The organism is Pseudomonas sp. AC355 (genome assembly GCF_979258205.1).
In genome coordinates, this window is sequence record NZ_OZ409843.1 from 4,723,684 (window position 1) to 4,737,951 (window position 14,268).

The 14,268-nt window shown below is 63.1% G+C and carries 15 protein-coding genes; 10 read left to right on the forward strand and 5 right to left on the reverse strand.

The window, feature by feature from the left end:
* Nucleotides 1–46 precede the first annotated feature (46 nt).
* Complete coding sequence (locus tag ACZ0AI_RS21970; protein WP_463563679.1) at nucleotides 47–526, forward strand: copper chaperone PCu(A)C; 480 nt, start codon at nucleotides 47–49, stop codon at nucleotides 524–526.
* 574 nt (nucleotides 527–1,100) lie between these two features.
* Here ACZ0AI_RS21970 and ACZ0AI_RS21975 read toward each other — a convergent pair.
* Entirely contained in the window at nucleotides 1,101–2,048 is a 948-nt protein-coding gene (locus ACZ0AI_RS21975) for an adenosine deaminase (protein WP_463563680.1), read from the reverse strand.
* A gap of 156 nt (nucleotides 2,049–2,204) precedes the next feature.
* Between ACZ0AI_RS21975 and ACZ0AI_RS21980 the strand changes: the two genes are divergently transcribed.
* The gene (locus ACZ0AI_RS21980; protein WP_463563681.1) at nucleotides 2,205–3,299 is read left to right on the forward strand and encodes a calcium:cation antiporter; all 1,095 of its coding nucleotides are present in this window, start codon (nucleotides 2,205–2,207) and stop codon (nucleotides 3,297–3,299) included.
* Nucleotides 3,300–3,332: 33 nt separating this feature from the next.
* Here ACZ0AI_RS21980 and ACZ0AI_RS21985 read toward each other — a convergent pair whose 3' ends face one another.
* Entirely contained in the window at nucleotides 3,333–4,019 is a 687-nt protein-coding gene (locus ACZ0AI_RS21985) for an SDR family oxidoreductase (RefSeq protein ID WP_463563682.1), read from the reverse strand.
* A gap of 207 nt (nucleotides 4,020–4,226) precedes the next feature.
* Here ACZ0AI_RS21985 and ACZ0AI_RS21990 point away from each other — a divergent pair, with 207 nt between their 5' ends.
* Complete coding sequence (locus ACZ0AI_RS21990) at nucleotides 4,227–5,540, forward strand: CitMHS family transporter (protein WP_463563683.1); 1,314 nt, start codon at nucleotides 4,227–4,229, stop codon at nucleotides 5,538–5,540.
* A 103-nt stretch (nucleotides 5,541–5,643) separates the two neighbouring features.
* On the opposite strand, the gene ACZ0AI_RS21995 is transcribed toward ACZ0AI_RS21990, so the two are convergent.
* Nucleotides 5,644–6,285 (reverse strand): oxidoreductase, encoded by a 642-nt coding sequence (locus ACZ0AI_RS21995; protein ID WP_463563684.1) that lies wholly within the window; start codon nucleotides 6,283–6,285, stop codon nucleotides 5,644–5,646.
* 32 nt (nucleotides 6,286–6,317) lie between these two features.
* The gene (locus ACZ0AI_RS22000; protein ID WP_463563685.1) at nucleotides 6,318–8,024 is read right to left on the reverse strand and encodes a C13 family peptidase; all 1,707 of its coding nucleotides are present in this window, start codon (nucleotides 8,022–8,024) and stop codon (nucleotides 6,318–6,320) included.
* Nucleotides 8,025–8,220: 196 nt separating this feature from the next.
* Here ACZ0AI_RS22000 and ACZ0AI_RS22005 point away from each other — a divergent pair, with 196 nt between their 5' ends.
* Genes ACZ0AI_RS22005 through ACZ0AI_RS22015 form a run of 3 tightly spaced genes read left to right on the forward strand, consistent with a single transcriptional unit; the run spans nucleotide 8,221 to nucleotide 9,898 of the window.
* Nucleotides 8,221–8,583 (forward strand): CidA/LrgA family protein, encoded by a 363-nt coding sequence (locus tag ACZ0AI_RS22005; RefSeq protein ID WP_463563686.1) that lies wholly within the window; start codon nucleotides 8,221–8,223, stop codon nucleotides 8,581–8,583.
* Complete coding sequence (locus ACZ0AI_RS22010) at nucleotides 8,580–9,296, forward strand: LrgB family protein (protein WP_463563687.1); 717 nt, start codon at nucleotides 8,580–8,582, stop codon at nucleotides 9,294–9,296. Before ACZ0AI_RS22005 ends, ACZ0AI_RS22010 begins: the two co-directional genes overlap by 4 nt.
* Nucleotides 9,297–9,304: 8 nt before the next feature.
* Nucleotides 9,305–9,898, forward strand: a complete 594-nt coding sequence (locus tag ACZ0AI_RS22015) for an LON peptidase substrate-binding domain-containing protein (protein WP_463563688.1) — start codon at nucleotides 9,305–9,307, stop codon at nucleotides 9,896–9,898.
* Here ACZ0AI_RS22015 and ACZ0AI_RS22020 read toward each other — a convergent pair.
* On the reverse strand, nucleotides 9,892–11,208 hold the full coding sequence (locus tag ACZ0AI_RS22020; RefSeq protein ID WP_463563689.1) for a bifunctional DedA family/phosphatase PAP2 family protein: 1,317 nt from the start codon (nucleotides 11,206–11,208) through the stop codon (nucleotides 9,892–9,894). The genes ACZ0AI_RS22015 and ACZ0AI_RS22020 overlap by 7 nt on opposite strands.
* A gap of 266 nt (nucleotides 11,209–11,474) precedes the next feature.
* On the opposite strand from ACZ0AI_RS22020, the gene ACZ0AI_RS22025 reads away from it, so the two are divergent.
* Genes ACZ0AI_RS22025 through rlmH form a run of 4 tightly spaced genes read left to right on the forward strand, consistent with a single transcriptional unit; the run spans nucleotide 11,475 to nucleotide 14,266 of the window.
* A complete protein-coding gene (locus ACZ0AI_RS22025) occupies nucleotides 11,475–12,740 on the forward strand; it encodes a glutamate-5-semialdehyde dehydrogenase (RefSeq protein WP_463563690.1) in 1,266 nt (421 codons plus the stop codon).
* On the forward strand, nucleotides 12,740–13,384 hold the full coding sequence (nadD, locus tag ACZ0AI_RS22030; RefSeq protein WP_463563691.1) for a nicotinate-nucleotide adenylyltransferase: 645 nt from the start codon (nucleotides 12,740–12,742) through the stop codon (nucleotides 13,382–13,384). The genes ACZ0AI_RS22025 and nadD overlap by 1 nt, the downstream gene beginning before the upstream one ends.
* A 42-nt stretch (nucleotides 13,385–13,426) precedes the next feature.
* On the forward strand, nucleotides 13,427–13,786 hold the full coding sequence (gene rsfS / locus ACZ0AI_RS22035; RefSeq protein ID WP_463565996.1) for a ribosome silencing factor: 360 nt from the start codon (nucleotides 13,427–13,429) through the stop codon (nucleotides 13,784–13,786).
* A gap of 12 nt (nucleotides 13,787–13,798) precedes the next feature.
* Nucleotides 13,799–14,266: a 23S rRNA (pseudouridine(1915)-N(3))-methyltransferase RlmH gene (gene rlmH, locus ACZ0AI_RS22040; protein ID WP_042554860.1), complete on the forward strand. Its 468-nt coding sequence runs from the start codon at nucleotides 13,799–13,801 to the stop codon at nucleotides 14,264–14,266.
* Nucleotides 14,267–14,268 lie beyond the last annotated feature (2 nt).

Sequence of the window (14,268 nt, forward strand, 5' to 3'; positions counted from 1 at the left end):
CCTGCGGGTACGGTCGTTCATTCAAATCGCTTTATGGAGAGTTGCCATGTCACTGAAGAAAATCGTTCTAGCCGCCGCTCTGCTGGGCACCAGCCTGCTGGCCAACGCTCACCAGTACGATGCTGGCGAGTTGCATATCGAGCATCCCTGGTCGCGGGAAATGCCGCCGGTGGCGCCGACCGCTGCCGCCTATTTCGTGGTGCACAACAAAGGTGCTCAGGATGATCGTCTGCTGTCAGTCGAGACGCCTGTAGCCGGCAAGGCGGAGATTCACGAGCATGCCCACGTGGGCGGCCTGATGAAGATGCAGCAGGTTCAGAACGTGGTGATTCCAGCCGGTGGCGAAGTGAAATTCGCGCCCATGGGTTATCACGTGATGCTGTTCAACCTGAAGCAGCAGGCGAAGAGCGGGGAACGTTTCCCGCTGACCCTGACCTTCGAGAAGGCCGGCCAGGTGCAGGTCGACGTGGCGGTGCAGAAGGATGAACCGGCGGCGGAAGGTGGGCATGAGCATAAGGGGCATTGATCACACCTGCCGTGCGTGGCAACTTGCCTAACGGTTCTCGCTAGGCCGTACTGAGGTGCTTTTTTCCACAAGGCTCACAGGCAACATCAATTGCCCCTTACAGGAGGCCAAGTGGAATCGTTGTGTAGAGGGTTGAGCGGCATGGATGCCGCGAGAGCCGCGATGGGCCAGGGATGGCCCATCGTGGGGGGCCGCCTAGGTCGTGCCCTCGGAGCACCGATGTAGCGAGGGAACCCCGGCGAAGCCCGAGCCGGATGTCGGGCCTAGACCTTTTGGTTTCTTTTGGCGGGGCCGGCCATCCGGGCAATGCCAAAAGAAACCCGCTCGTCAGGGCGGACTGAGGGCGCAAGCAACACGGTAAGCCTGACTATCACGGTGGACGAACAAAGCGTCGTCCACCCTACGGCTTGCCGGCCCAGTAGATGTATTGTTCTCCTTTGGCAGTGAGCAGCAGGCCGTTGCCCGTATCCTCGATCAGCCCTTCATCGAGCAGATCAGCCCGTAGCCTGGGTTGAGCGCAGCGATACCCAGGAATCACCCGCCCCGGGTATCGCTTCGCTCAACACCGGGCTACTCACACCAGCCTGGCATCCAGGCTGTTCTGCGCCAAACGCTTGGCCTGGTCTTCGCTCATGCCCAGCCCTTGATGCAGGGCGGCGAAGTTTTCGGTGACGTAGCCACCGAAGTAGGCCGGGTCGTCGGAGTTGACCGTGACCTTCACGCCACGCTCGAGCATGTCGAGGATGTTGTGCTGGCCCATGTGCTCGAACACGCAGAGTTTGGTGTTGGACAGTGGGCAGACAGTCAGCGGGATCTGCTCGTCGATGATTCGCTGCATCAGGCGCTCGTCTTCGATGGCGCGCACGCCGTGGTCGATGCGTTCGATCTTGAGCAGATCCAGGGCTTCCCAGATGTACTCGGGCGGGCCTTCCTCGCCGGCGTGCGCCACCGCGTGTAAGCCTTCACTGCGGGCCTTGGCGAACACCCGCTCGAACAGCCGCGGCGGGAAACCTTTCTCCGAACTATCCAGGCCGACGGCGATGAAGGCATCGCGAAACGGCATGGCCTGTTCCAGAGTCTGGAACGCCTGCTCTTCAGGCAAGTGGCGCAGAAAGGCGAGGATCAGGCCGTGGCTGATGCCCAGCTGTTTCTCGCCATCCACCAGCGCCTGCTTGATGCCGCGCAGCACCACCTCGAAGGGGATGCCACGGTCGGTGTGGGTCTGCGGGTCGAAGAACGGCTCGGTGTGTACCACGTTCTGCGCCTTGCACTTGAGCAGGTAGGCCCAGGTCAGGTCGTAGAAATCCTGCTCGGTGCGCAGCACGTCGGCACCTTGGTAATACAGGTCGAGGAATTCCTGCAGGTTGTTGAAGGCGTAAGCCGCGCGTAGCGCCTCGACATCGTTCCAGGGCAGGGCGATGCGGTTGCGCTCGGCCAGGGCGAACAGCAGCTCAGGCTCCAGAGAACCTTCCAGATGCAGGTGCAGTTCGGCCTTGGGCAGGGCGTTGAGCCAGTCGTACATGGGACAATCTCGTTCATCAAACGTGGCCGCGAAGTTTAACCCCATGGGCGCACCCTTGCGGCATCGAGACGCCCGAGCGGTACGTGGGTTGAATTATTTACAGGATGTTGCAGTCGGAGCAGGATCGATCTGCTCCTCTCTGAAAGGAATCGCTCCATGTTCAATGCCATCAAGCAGGAATACTGGCTGCTGCTGGCCGTGCTAGCTGCGGTCATCGCGCTGCCGTTGGAGCACGCGTTGCTGGGGCATGGCCAGGGTGTTGCCCTGATCGCTGCGATCGCGCTGATCGGCGCCATCGTCTGTGCGTCGCTACGGGTCGCTCACCATGCCGAGCAACTGGCGGAGCGGGTCGGCGATCCCTACGGCACCATGATCCTCACCCTGTCGGCGGTGCTGGTCGAGGTGGTGATTCTGGCGATCATGATGAGCAATGAGGCGTCGCCGACACTGGTGCGCGACACCATCTATTCGGCAGTGATGCTCGACATCAACGGCATCCTTGGTCTGGCTGCGCTGATGGGGGGCATCAAGCACGGCGAGCAGCCTTACAACGACGACTCGGCACGCAGCTATAGCGTGATGATCCTTACCGCCATGGGCATTTCCATGGTGGTGCCCGAGTTCATTCCCGAGTCGGACTGGAAGGCGTACTCGGTGTTCACCATCGGCGCCATGCTGGTGCTCTACGCCGTGTTCCTGCGTATGCAGGTAGGCCCGCACAGTTACTTCTTCAGCTATAGCTACCCGGAGAAGAAAAATCGCGGCGGTGACGGCCACGGGGCTGGCGAGTCGCAGGTCAACGTTGCCTGGTCGGTGGGCGTGCTGCTGTTTGGCGTCGTGGTGATCGGCGTGCTCGCCGAGGTCATGTCCCAGGCCCTGGACCTAGGCCTCGAAGGTACCGGCGCACCACCGGTGCTGACCGCCATCGTGGTGGCGGGAATTTCCGCGGCGCCGGAAATTCTCACCGCCCTGCGGGCAGCGCTGGCCAATCGCATGCAGTCGGTGGTCAACATCGCCCTCGGTGCATCCCTGTCGACGGTGATTCTCACCGTGCCGGTGATGGAAGCCATGGCGCTGTACAGCGGCCAACCGTTCCAGATGGCCATGACCCCTGTGCAGACGGTGATGGTGTTCATCACTCTGATCGTCTGCGCCATCAATCTCAATGACGGTGAAACCAACGCCATCGAGGGCATGACCCACTTCGTGCTGTTCGCCACTTTCCTGATGCTGGCGATGCTCGGTCTGTAGAACTTCGTTTCCAAAGGCCTGCGGCTGGCCTCGTTACCAGGCGATAGGGTTGCCCTGGTAATCGACGAAGTGATGACCACCGCGCCCGGCATGACGCTCGACCTGCTCGATCAGGCCGCGGCAGCTGTCGACCACTTCGACTATGGCGCCATCGCCGCCCATCTCTGTTTTCACCCAGCCCGGGTGCAGTGAAAGCACCGTCGGGCGCGGCTCCGGCAATTCGCAGACGAAGCTGTTGGTCAGTGAGTTCAGCGCCGCCTTGCTGGCCTTGTACAGCGCCAGATTATTGCCTTCCGGATTGGCCACGCTGCCCAGCCCCGAGCTCATGAACGCCAGCACGCCGGTCTGTGGTCGCAGCTGACCCACCAACTGCTCGGCCAGGCGAATCGGCGCCACCACGTTGGTCAGAAACAACTGGCCCAGTTCTTCAGTCGTCGCGGCTGCTGCGGACTGGTGGCTAGGGCCGAGAATCCCGGCGTTGACGAACAACAGATCGAACACCTGTCCGCTCAGCCGCCGCTTCAGCAGTCGTAGTGCTGGCGCGTCGTCGATATCCAGTGACTCGATCTGCACGCCTTGCAGCGCTTGCAGATCGGTGGCGCGGGCGGGGTCGCGCACCGTGGCGGTGACCTGCCAGCCATCGGCGTGCAGTTGGCGCACCAGGCCCAGGCCGATGCCGCGGGAGGCACCGATGATCAAGGCAGTTCTGTTCGAAGGCATGGCGAAACTCCACGGTTGGCAAGGGTTGTCAGCTTAGCAAGCGCTGCCTCTGCAGGTGTCTGCAATCTTCGTCAGTACCTACACATTCACTGACAAAACATGGACTTGCGGCGCCTGTGATAAAGGTTGGTGAAAGGTTGGCGCTCTAGGATGCGCGGCTCGTGTCGTGTGTAGCGATCCTCACAAGAAGAATAGGAGACCTCCGGTTTGCTGACCCTGATTGGCTTGTTGACCATTTTCTGCCTGGTTGTGCTGCTTCTGAGCGGGCGCATGTCGCCCGTCTTGCCGTTGATCGTGGTGCCGTTGCTGGGCGCGCTCTGTGCGGGTTTCGGGCCCGAAGAGATCTCAGGATTCTTCACCGATGGCGTTGGCAAGGTGATGGCTATCGCCACCATGTTTATCTTCGCCATCACCTTCTTCGGTGTGCTGCAGGATACCGGGCTGTTTCGCCCGATCATCGGTTTCATGGTCAAGTTGACCCGTGGCAACGTCATCGCCGTCGCGGTCGCCACGGCGATCATCGGCATGCTGGCTCACCTTGATGGTGCAGGCGCGACCACCTTCCTGTTGACCATTCCCGCCTTGTTGCCGCTGTACAAACAGTTGCGCATGAGCCCGTACCTGATGCTGATGCTGCTGGCCACCGGCGCCGGTATCCTCAACATGGTGCCTTGGGCTGGGCCGCTGGGTCGCTCGGCGGCAGTCACTGGTCTCGACGTTACGGAGCTATGGCGGCCGCTGCTGGCCGTTCAGGGCGTCGGCGTGGTGCTGCTGGTCATGCTGGCTGCCTTGCTCGGCTGGCGCGAGCAGCGTCGCATCGCCGCGACTGGCGGCACCGTGGTGGACGACGGTGAGGTGGATCACGTGGGCAGCCCTGGCGAAATCAGTGCTGAGGAGCTCGCGCTCGAGCGACCAGGGCGGATGTGGATCAATGCGGGTCTGTTCGTCCTGGTGCTGGTGGCGCTGTTCACCGGCGTGCTGCCGGCCGGCTATGTATTCATGATCGGCTTGAGTCTGGCACTGCTGATCAACTACCCGAACGGTAAGCTACAGATGCAGCGTATCGCGGCCCACTCGGCAGCGGCGTTGGGGATGGGCATGATCATCCTTGCCGCAGGTTCGATGCTCGGGATTCTTTCCGGCACCGGCATGTTGACGTCCATCGCGCAGGATCTGGTCAAGGTGCTACCCGCCAGTATGATCGGCCAGTTGCACATCATCCTGGGGGTCTTCGGCTTCCCGATGGAGTTCCTGCTCAACACCGATGCCTATTACTTCGGCTTGCTGCCGGTGGTCATGGAAGTGGTCGAGACCCATGGTGTCGCAGCACCGAGCGTGGTCTATGCCCTGATGATCGGCAACATCATCGGCACCTTCATCAGCCCGTTCTCACCAGCACTGTGGCTGGCGCTCGGTCTGGCGAGGTTGGAGATGGGCCAACACATCCGCTATTCGTTCTGGTTGATGTGGGGCTTCTCGCTGATGCTCTTCGGCTTCGCCTGGGCGATTGGGCTTTTCTGATCAGGTGATACGCCGGGGGCGCAATGACCCTGGCGTAGCCAATACGTTTATCAGCGCAGGCACGCGCTTGTCGTGCGCTGATAACGCTGCGCAATAGCGGTACTCAGCGACCGAGACGCTGCAACTCGTCCGACTCGACCACTCGCAACCCTTCACCTTCCTCGAGAGCCAGGCGCCACAGCGCGCGGGCGAGGGCGGTCACGTCGATTGCGCGGTGTTTGCCGGGCAGCCAGCGCATGAAGGGCGCCGCCAGGCGTTCACCGAGGCGGAACTCGTTGCGTGGGCCAAGCAGCAGGGAAGGGCGGGCCAGGGTCAGTTGCGGCCAGCCTTGAGCCTTCAGCGCCTCTTCGGTTTCGCCTTTGATGCGGTTGTAGAACACCGATGAGCGCGGATCCGCGCCAATCGCGCTGACCACCACGAAGTGCCGCGCACCCAGCTCGCGGGCGCGCTTGCCGAAAGCCACCACCAGATCGTGATCGACCGCCCGGAAGGCATCCTGCGAGCCTGCCTGCTTGATGGTGCTGCCCAGGCAGCAGAACGCCGTGTGTACCGGCCCATCGAGCGCGGGCAGCAGCCCGAGCAGCTCCCCGACCGGGTTCTCCAGATGGGGATGTTCGGCCAGCGACCTGCGACTCGGGGCCAGCACACGCTCTACGGTCGGTTCGTTGAGCAAGCGGTCGAGCAGGTGCTCGCCGGTCATGCCGGAGGCGCCTGCCAGAAGAATGTGCTGGGGTGTCAGGTACATGGTCGATCCTCGACTGCTGTTCGATACGTAGTTTAGAGGGCAGCGGCAGATTTATCGTTCAAGGCCGCTTCGCTTTGTTGCTGACGCAAGGCGTTCCAGTACTTCAGCACGGCAGGCGGCGCCCATATCTGCGGCTCGGACGGCTCGAAGCCATCGGCCTGTTCGCGTTCTGCCACGGCCGCGCTGGCCAGGTCGAAAGCCCGTTGCAAGTCGTCCGTCTCCTGCAGTGCTTCGGCGAACAGCGCCCTGCCGAAATAGGTGAAATCGGCTTCCTCTGAGCAGCCGAACGAGACCCGATCAGCCCGTGCAGCGGTCATCAGCAGGGTCTTATCGTCTTTCAGGGCCGGGATGAACCCTCCTGAATAGCAGGCGGAAATCACCACCACCTTGTGGCGGTCGGCCAGCGGCTGCAGCAGCGTCGCCAACTCGTCAGCGGGCAGGTCGGCCAGTTGCAGGCGTGGCTGATCCAGGTTCAGTTCATGGCCGCGCGAGCCGTGGCTGGTCAGGTAGATGAACACCAGGTCTTCCGGGCCGCTGCGTTCGGCGATGGCGCGTACCGCGCGGCGCAGGTTTTCCCGGGTTGCCAGTGGGCGGTCGGCCAGGTGATCGCGGTGGTTGGCCAGGGTGATGCGGCCATAGGCGGAAAAACGCCCCGCGAGCAGGTTGGCAACGTAGTCTGCCTCGCGCAGGAACACGCTCTGCTTGCCATCGCCGGCCAGCGTCAGGGCATAGAGTTCGCTGCGTGGGGTGGACGCTGGAAGTGCGGCGATGGCCTGGTCGAGCAGCTCACCCTGTTTCAGCAGGCCGATTTCCAGTGGATCCGGCAAGGCCTGGCCGTTCTCGTCACGCACCCGCAGGCCGCGCTGCCAGGTGCCTTTCTGGCGGCTGCCGTCGGCAAGGGTCAGGGTGCCTTCGCCATGGTAGCGGCCGTTGGCGAAGCGGCCATCGAAGCGGCTGCCATCAGGCTGCTGCAGGTGACCTTCGCCCTGATAACGCCACTCCTTGAATTGCCCTTGATAGCGTTCGCCATCGGCGCCGGCATACTCGCCCTTGCCGTTGAGCGCACCCTCAGCGAAGGTGCCGCTCCAGACGTTGCCCGCTGCGCTCTGGTAGCGACCTTTGCCTTGGAACAGGCTGTTGCGCAATTCGCCGTCGTAACTGTCGCCGTCGCTGCCCTGGTAGTTGCCGTCCCCCTTTAGTTCTCCACCCACGAAGTGGCCGGAAAGCTGATTGCCGAGTTCGTCCTGATGCACGCCCTGGCCGTCGGGCAGGCCTTTTACGAACTGGCCCTGAAATCGACTGCCGTCGGCTTGCTCGAGCGTACCCAGACCGTGAAAACGGCCATCGCGGAACTGCCCACGGTAAGTCTGCCCGGCTTCCTCCAGAGTGCCTTCGCCGCTGAAGCGACCGTTGAGAAATCCGCCGCTGTACTGGCTGCCATCGGCTTTATTCAGGGTGCCTTGTCCCTGGTAACTGCCCGCAACGAATTCACCGACGTAGTGCTCGTCATTGGCGCCGCGCCACTCTCCAGCGCCATGGCGTTGACCGTTGAGGAAGTGGCCAATGAACACGCTGCCATTGGGGTAATCCAGGCGACCCTCGCCTTGCAGCAGGCCGTCGACCACATTGCCGTGATAGCGCGAGCCGTCCGGCAGAATCGCGTCGGGAGGCAGAAGGGATGTGCTCTGGCCGCAGGCGGCGAGGGAAAGAACCAGAGCCAGGGGCGCGAGGCGAAACATGCGGGGACGTCCAGGTCAGATGAGCGATATCGGCAGTATGCCGCAAAGCGACTGACGGCGCCCTGATGGGCTGAACCGGTCAATTGCAGATGATCTGGCACTGTTAAGCCGCCTCTGTTACCTGACTATAATGGCCGCTTTGTAAGGTGGCGCCGTCTTGCTTGGCGCGCCTGCCCAGTGTTTGAGGGGAGTCTTCATGCTGCTTCGTGGCCTGTTCTGGCTGGTGCTTTGCCAACTGCTCGGCACGGCGACCAACGTGCTGTTTCTGCCGATGTTGCCGGGGCCGATTCTCGGCATGCTGCTCTTGGTGGTGTTTCTGCTCTGCCGTGGCCAGGTCGACGAGCCGATCCAGCAGGCCGCCAGCAGCCTGCTCAAATACCTACCGTTGCTGCTGGTGCCGCCTGCCGTCGGCGTGATGGCCTACGCGGAGGCGATCGTCGCCGACTTCTGGGCGGTGATCGGTGCGCTGGTGCTGTCGTTGATCCTGTCCCTGGTGTTCGCCGGCTGGATGATGCAGAAATTGATCGAGCGCCAGACGCGCCGCCGGGGGGAGGGATGATGCTCGACTGGCACGGCGCCTGGATGGCCGTCACCCACCATCCGCTGTTCGGGGCGGGCATCACCCTGGGCGCCTATCAACTGGCTATCGCGGCCTACGAGAAGACCCGCTGGGTATTCCTGCAGCCGGTACTGGTATCGACCCTGCTGGTCATCGCCATTCTGCTGCTCTGCGGACTGACCTTCAGCGAGTACAAGAGCGGTGCCGAGGCGCTGACTATTTTCCTAGGGCCGGCCACCGTCGCTCTGGCGGTGCCCCTCTACCTCAACCTGCGACGTATCCGCCAGGTGTTCTGGCCGACCGTGCTGACGCTGCTGATCGCCGGGGTGGTCGCCACCGTGCTCGGTGTCGCGCTGGCCTGGATGCTGGGTGCCGAGCACAACATGCTGATGAGCATGGCGCCCAAGTCGGTGACCTCGCCAATCGCCATGCTGGTGGCCAGCCAGATCGGCGGCCTGGCGGCGCTGGCCGCGGTGTTCGTGATGATCACCGGCGTGCTGGGGGCGATCATCGGGCCGTCGCTGCTGCGCTGGTGTGGCGTCCATCACCACGCTGCTGTGGGCATGGCTTTGGGCATGACTGCCCATGCGGTCGGCACCTCGCGAGCCATGCAGGAGAGCGAGGAATGTGGCGCCTTCGCGGCCCTGGCCATGAGCCTGATGGGTGTGTTGACGGCCATCCTGCTGCCACTGGCTGTCGTCTTTTTGAGTTGAGAACCCTAATGACCCTACCTTTATTCCCGCTGCATACCGTTCTGTTTCCTGGCTGCGTGCTGGATCTGCAGATATTCGAAGCGCGCTATCTGGACATGATCAGCCGCTGCATGAAGCAGGGCGAAGGCTTCGGCGTGGTGTGCATCGTCGAGGGGGCCGAGGTGGGCGATGCTGCCGAGCGCGTTGCGCAGGTGGGCTGCGAGGCGACCATCATCGATTTCCAGCAGCGTCCCAACGGCCTGCTGGGCATTCGTGTGCAGGGCGGCCGACGTTTTCGCGTCAAGCAGGCGCAGGTGCTGCCGGACAAACTGACCCTGGCCCAGATCGAGTGGCTCGACGAGCAGCCCCAACTGTCACTGGATGAGGAGCATGCCGATCTGCTGGCGCTGCTGGGCGCCCTGGCCGAACACCCGATGGTCGCCAGCCTGGACATGGGCGGCAGCGCCGACAGTCAGGCCGAGCTGGCTGACAAGCTCGGCTATCTATTGCCGTTCAGCGCCGAGCAGAAGATCGCCTTGCTGGCCGAACCAGACGCCACGCGGCGCCTGGATATGTTGCAGGAGTTGGTCGAGCAGTTGCAGGGCGACGGCCCGGCTCAGTAACGATAAATCTCCACGCCTTCCGACATCCGCCACAGCGCCATGGTTGTCAGCAGCAGGGCGCAGCTCGGCACGATCATCCACCAGACCTTTGCCGGCAGTGGCGGCAGTGAGGCGAAGCGTTGCATCAACGCCAGGCTCAATGCGCACAGGCTGCTGGCCAGCAAGGCGCCAGCGATGATATCGCTCGGCCAGTGAACGCCCAGGTAAACCCGCGACAGGGCAATTGCCAGCGCCGGCAGACAAGCCAGCAGTATCCAGGTCAGGCGCAGGCGTGCAGGTTGCCCACGGCCGGCGAGCACGGCCGTGGCCAGGAAGAATGCGAAGGCCGCAGAACTGTGCCCGCTGGGAAAGCTGTAGGTATGCAGCGGCTCGAGCAGCACTTCAGGGCGCGCTCGCTCGAACAGTCCCTTGAGTGTGCCATTGGCCAGGGCGGTGCTGAGCATGGCCCCGCCTGCGAACAGCAGAGCCTGCCATTTGCGGGCGAGCAGCAGCAACACGCAGAGCAGGGCGGCGACCGCCAACTGAACGTCGAAATCGCCGAAGTGAGTGATCGCTACCGCTATGTAGTCGAAACGCGGATTGCGCTCTTCCTGGATCAGGGTCATCAGGCCCTGATCCAGCTGGATCAGATGTGGCCAGCCGATGAACAGGGCGATCAGCAGAATGGTGCCCAGTCCGGCTGCGATCAGGCTGGCCTGTCGTTGTTCGCGCAGGCTGCTCTGGATGGTCAGTACCAGCAGCAGTGCCAGGCCTGCGGCGACCACCGCAGCCTGGGGCCAGAAGCCCTCGGGCAGCGGCAGACGCAGGGCGGCGCCGGCGGCCCAGCCGGGTACCAGGTAGGCGACTGCCCAGCCTGCGGCGGCGAGCATGCTGACGGCGATGAAACGGCCGATCGGCATGCTCAGCATGCCCGCGACCATCGGCAGCATCGGCCGCAGCGGTCCGATGTAGCGGCCGAGCAACAGGCTGGCGACACCATAGCGTTCGAAGTAGGTTTCCGCGCCGCTGAGCCACTGCGGATGGCTGCGCAGGCCCGGCAGGCGCCGTATGTCCTGGTGGAAGTAACGACCCAGGGCGTAGGAAATGGCGTCGCCAAGCAGGCCGCCGAAGTACGCCAGCGCCAGGGTTTCCCACAGGCTCAGGGCGCCATTGCCGGCCATCACGCCGACGGCGAACAGCAGTACGGTGCCGGGAACGATGATGCCGGCGATGGCCAGGCATTCGATGCAGGCGATCAGGAAGATCGCCAGGCCCAGCCACTGCGGGTTGGCCGCAAGCCAGGTAGTCAGACTATCGAGCCACTCGCCCATGTATGGACACCTTATAAATGAGAAATCGCAGCCTTCGACCCATTCATCCGAAAAGCGGTTCCTTCGCCATGTGCGTCATGCGCGGCCGGGCTGGCGCGGGCGATCATAGCAACAAGGCCTGGCAGAGAGGCAGATGCGCGTATGTCGCAATAGGCTTCGGCTCGCCGCTTGCAGCTGGAAACAACCATCTGCCAGGCGCCGCTGTGCGCGGAGCGGCATGACCGCTATAATCAGCAACTTTTTCCAACTGCCAGACCTGAGTTGCCATGACCGAGTCCGTGCTTGACTACATGACCCGCCTGGGCCGCGCCGCCCGCCAGGCTTCGCGCGTGCTCGCGCGGGCCAGCACCGCGCAGAAGAACCAGGCCCTGCAGGCCGCCGCCGCCGCACTCGACGCCTCGCGCGCCGAGCTGGTTGCCGCCAATGAACTGGATCTCGCCGCTGGCCGTGCCAACGGACTTGAGCCGGCCATGCTCGATCGTCTGGCACTGACCCCCAAGGTCATTGACAGCATGATCGAAGGGCTGCGTCAGGTTGCCACGCTGCCCGATCCTATCGGCGAGATTCAGGGCATGCGCTATCTGCCGTCCGGCATTCAGGTCGGCAAGATGCGCGTGCCGCTGGGCGTGATTGGCATCATCTACGAGTCACGACCCAACGTGACCATCGATGCGGCCAGCCTGTGCCTGAAGTCTGGCAACGCCACCATCCTGCGTGGCGGCTCCGAGGCCATTCATTCCAATCAGGCCATCGCCCGCTGCATTCAGGCCGGCCTGGCAGAAGCCGATTTGCCGGCCAGTGCGGTACAGGTCGTGGAAACCACCGACCGCGCCGCCGTTGGCGCGCTGATCACCTTGCCGGAATTCGTCGATGTGATCGTGCCGCGTGGCGGCAAGGGCCTGATCGAGCGCGTCAGCCGCGAAGCCAAGGTGCCGGTGATCAAGCATCTGGATGGCGTCTGCCACGTTTATGTGGATATCGCCGCTGACCTCGACAAGGCCATTCGCGTCTGCGACAACTCTAAGACGCAGCGCTATTCGCCGTGCAACACGATGGAAACCCTGCTGGTGCATGCCGATATCGCCGCACGCGTACTGCCGCCGCTGGCTGCCATCTACCGTGACAAGGGCGTCGAACTGCGTGGCGACGCGCAGACCCGCTCGCTGCTGGGCAGCGATGTACTGGAGGCCAGTGAAGACGACTGGTATGCCGAGTACAACGCGCCGATCCTGGCGATCCGCGTGGTCGACTCGCTGGATGCGGCCATCGAACACATCAATACCTACGGCTCGCAGCATACCGACGCGATCATCACCGAGAACTTCAGTGATGCGCGGCGTTTCCTCACCGAAGTGGATTCCAGCTCGGTGATCGTCAACGCCTCGACGCGTTTCGCCGATGGTTTCGAGTACGGCCTGGGCGCGGAGATAGGCATTTCCACCGACAAACTGCACGCCCGCGGCCCGGTTGGCCTGTTGGGGCTGACCAGCGAGAAGTACGTGGTATTCGGCGACGGTCACGTGCGCACCTGATGGCAAGCCGCAAACGCATCGGGTTGTTGGGCGGTACTTTCGATCCGGTGCATATCGGCCATCTGCGCGGCGCGCTGGAGGTGGTCGAGTTTATGGGGCTCGATGAGTTGCGGTTGATCCCCAGTGCGCGGCCGCCGCACCGGGAAACCCCGCAGGTCGGGGCGCAGGATCGCCTGGCGATGGTCGAGCAGGCGGTGGTGGGATTACCGTCGTTGCGGGTGGATGATCGCGAACTGCAGCGCGACAAGCCGTCCTACAGCATCGACACCCTGGAGTCGCTGCGTGCTGAGCTGGCGGCGGATGACCAGTTGTTTCTGATTCTGGGTTGGGATGCCTTTTGCGGCTTGCCAGCCTGGCACCGTTGGGACGAGTTGCTGCGCCATTGCCATATTCTGGTACTGCAGCGCCCGGATGCCGACAGCGAGGCGAGCGAGCCGCTGCGTGACTTGCTGGCGGCGCGTAATATCGCCGACCCGCTGGCGCTGGACGGGCCGGCGGGACAGATTTCTTTCATCTGGCAGGCACCGTTGGCGGTGTCTGCCACGCAAATCCGTTCGCTGCTGGCGAACGGCCGCTCGGTGCGCTTTCTGGTGCCCGATGCGGTACTGGCTTATATCAATGCCCATGGACTGTACCGTGGGTAAATCGAACACGAGGCAAACGAGTTAGTTATGACGAAGCAAACCATGCACAGTGAAGATCTGGTCAAAGTGGCCATCGCAGCACTGGAAGAGATCAAGGCGCAGGACATCACCACCATCGATGTGCGCGAGAAGACCAGCATCACCGATTTCATGGTGATTGCCAGCGGTACCTCCAGCCGTCACGTCAAGTCGCTGGTCGACAACGTGCTGGAAAAAGCCAAGGAGCAGGGCGTGCGGCCAATTGGCAGCGAAGGTCTGGATAGCGGCGAGTGGGCACTGCTCGACCTGGGCGATATCGTCGTCCATGTGATGCTGCCGACCGCTCGCCAGTTCTACGACCTGGAGCGTCTGTGGCAGGGCGCCGAGCAGAGTCGTGCGCAGCAAGGCATCGAGCGCGAGTAAAGGTAGCCTGACGTGCGTATCAAACTGATCGCCGTCGGCTCGCGCATGCCGCGCTGGGTCGAAGATGGCTGGCAGGAATATGCCAAGCGCATGCCGTCTGAGCTGTCTCTGGAGTTGGTGGAAATTCCTCTGACCACGCGCGGCAAGAATGCCGACGTGGCGCGGATGATCCGCCAGGAAGGCGAAGCCATGCTGGCCAAGGTGCAGCCTGGGGAACGCATCGTCACCCTGGAAGTCGAAGGGCGGCCCTGGAGCACCGAGCAGTTGGCGGTCGAGCTGGACAAGTGGCGTCTCGATTCACGCACCGTCAACCTCATGGTCGGCGGCCCGGAAGGGCTGGCGCCGGAAGTTCAGGCGCGTAGCGAGCAGCGTTGGTCGCTGTCGCCTCTGACGTTGCCTCACCCGCTGGTACGGATACTGGTCGGCGAACAGATCTATCGGGCCTGGACGGTGTTGTCCGGTCACCCTTATCACAAGTAGTC

Bases quoted from the DNA above. Each gene is read 5' to 3' on its own strand.
- ACZ0AI_RS21985 (WP_463563682.1), bottom strand. From the start codon at position 4,019: ATGCCTTCGAACAGAACTGCCTTGATCATCGGTGCCTCCCGCGGCATC.
- ACZ0AI_RS22025 (WP_463563690.1), top strand. From the start codon at position 11,475: ATGACCGAGTCCGTGCTTGACTACATGACCCGCCTGGGCCGCGCCGCC.
- ACZ0AI_RS21980 (WP_463563681.1), top strand. From the start codon at position 2,205: ATGTTCAATGCCATCAAGCAGGAATACTGGCTGCTGCTGGCCGTGCTA.
- nadD (WP_463563691.1), top strand. From the start codon at position 12,740: ATGGCAAGCCGCAAACGCATCGGGTTGTTGGGCGGTACTTTCGATCCG.
- ACZ0AI_RS21975 (WP_463563680.1), bottom strand. From the start codon at position 2,048: ATGTACGACTGGCTCAACGCCCTGCCCAAGGCCGAACTGCACCTGCAT.
- ACZ0AI_RS21995 (WP_463563684.1), bottom strand. From the start codon at position 6,285: ATGTACCTGACACCCCAGCACATTCTTCTGGCAGGCGCCTCCGGCATG.
- rsfS (WP_463565996.1), top strand. From the start codon at position 13,427: ATGCACAGTGAAGATCTGGTCAAAGTGGCCATCGCAGCACTGGAAGAG.
- ACZ0AI_RS21970 (WP_463563679.1), top strand. From the start codon at position 47: ATGTCACTGAAGAAAATCGTTCTAGCCGCCGCTCTGCTGGGCACCAGC.
- ACZ0AI_RS22010 (WP_463563687.1), top strand. From the start codon at position 8,580: ATGATGCTCGACTGGCACGGCGCCTGGATGGCCGTCACCCACCATCCG.
- ACZ0AI_RS22005 (WP_463563686.1), top strand. From the start codon at position 8,221: ATGCTGCTTCGTGGCCTGTTCTGGCTGGTGCTTTGCCAACTGCTCGGC.
- ACZ0AI_RS22000 (WP_463563685.1), bottom strand. From the start codon at position 8,024: ATGTTTCGCCTCGCGCCCCTGGCTCTGGTTCTTTCCCTCGCCGCCTGC.
- ACZ0AI_RS22020 (WP_463563689.1), bottom strand. From the start codon at position 11,208: ATGGGCGAGTGGCTCGATAGTCTGACTACCTGGCTTGCGGCCAACCCG.
- ACZ0AI_RS22015 (WP_463563688.1), top strand. From the start codon at position 9,305: ATGACCCTACCTTTATTCCCGCTGCATACCGTTCTGTTTCCTGGCTGC.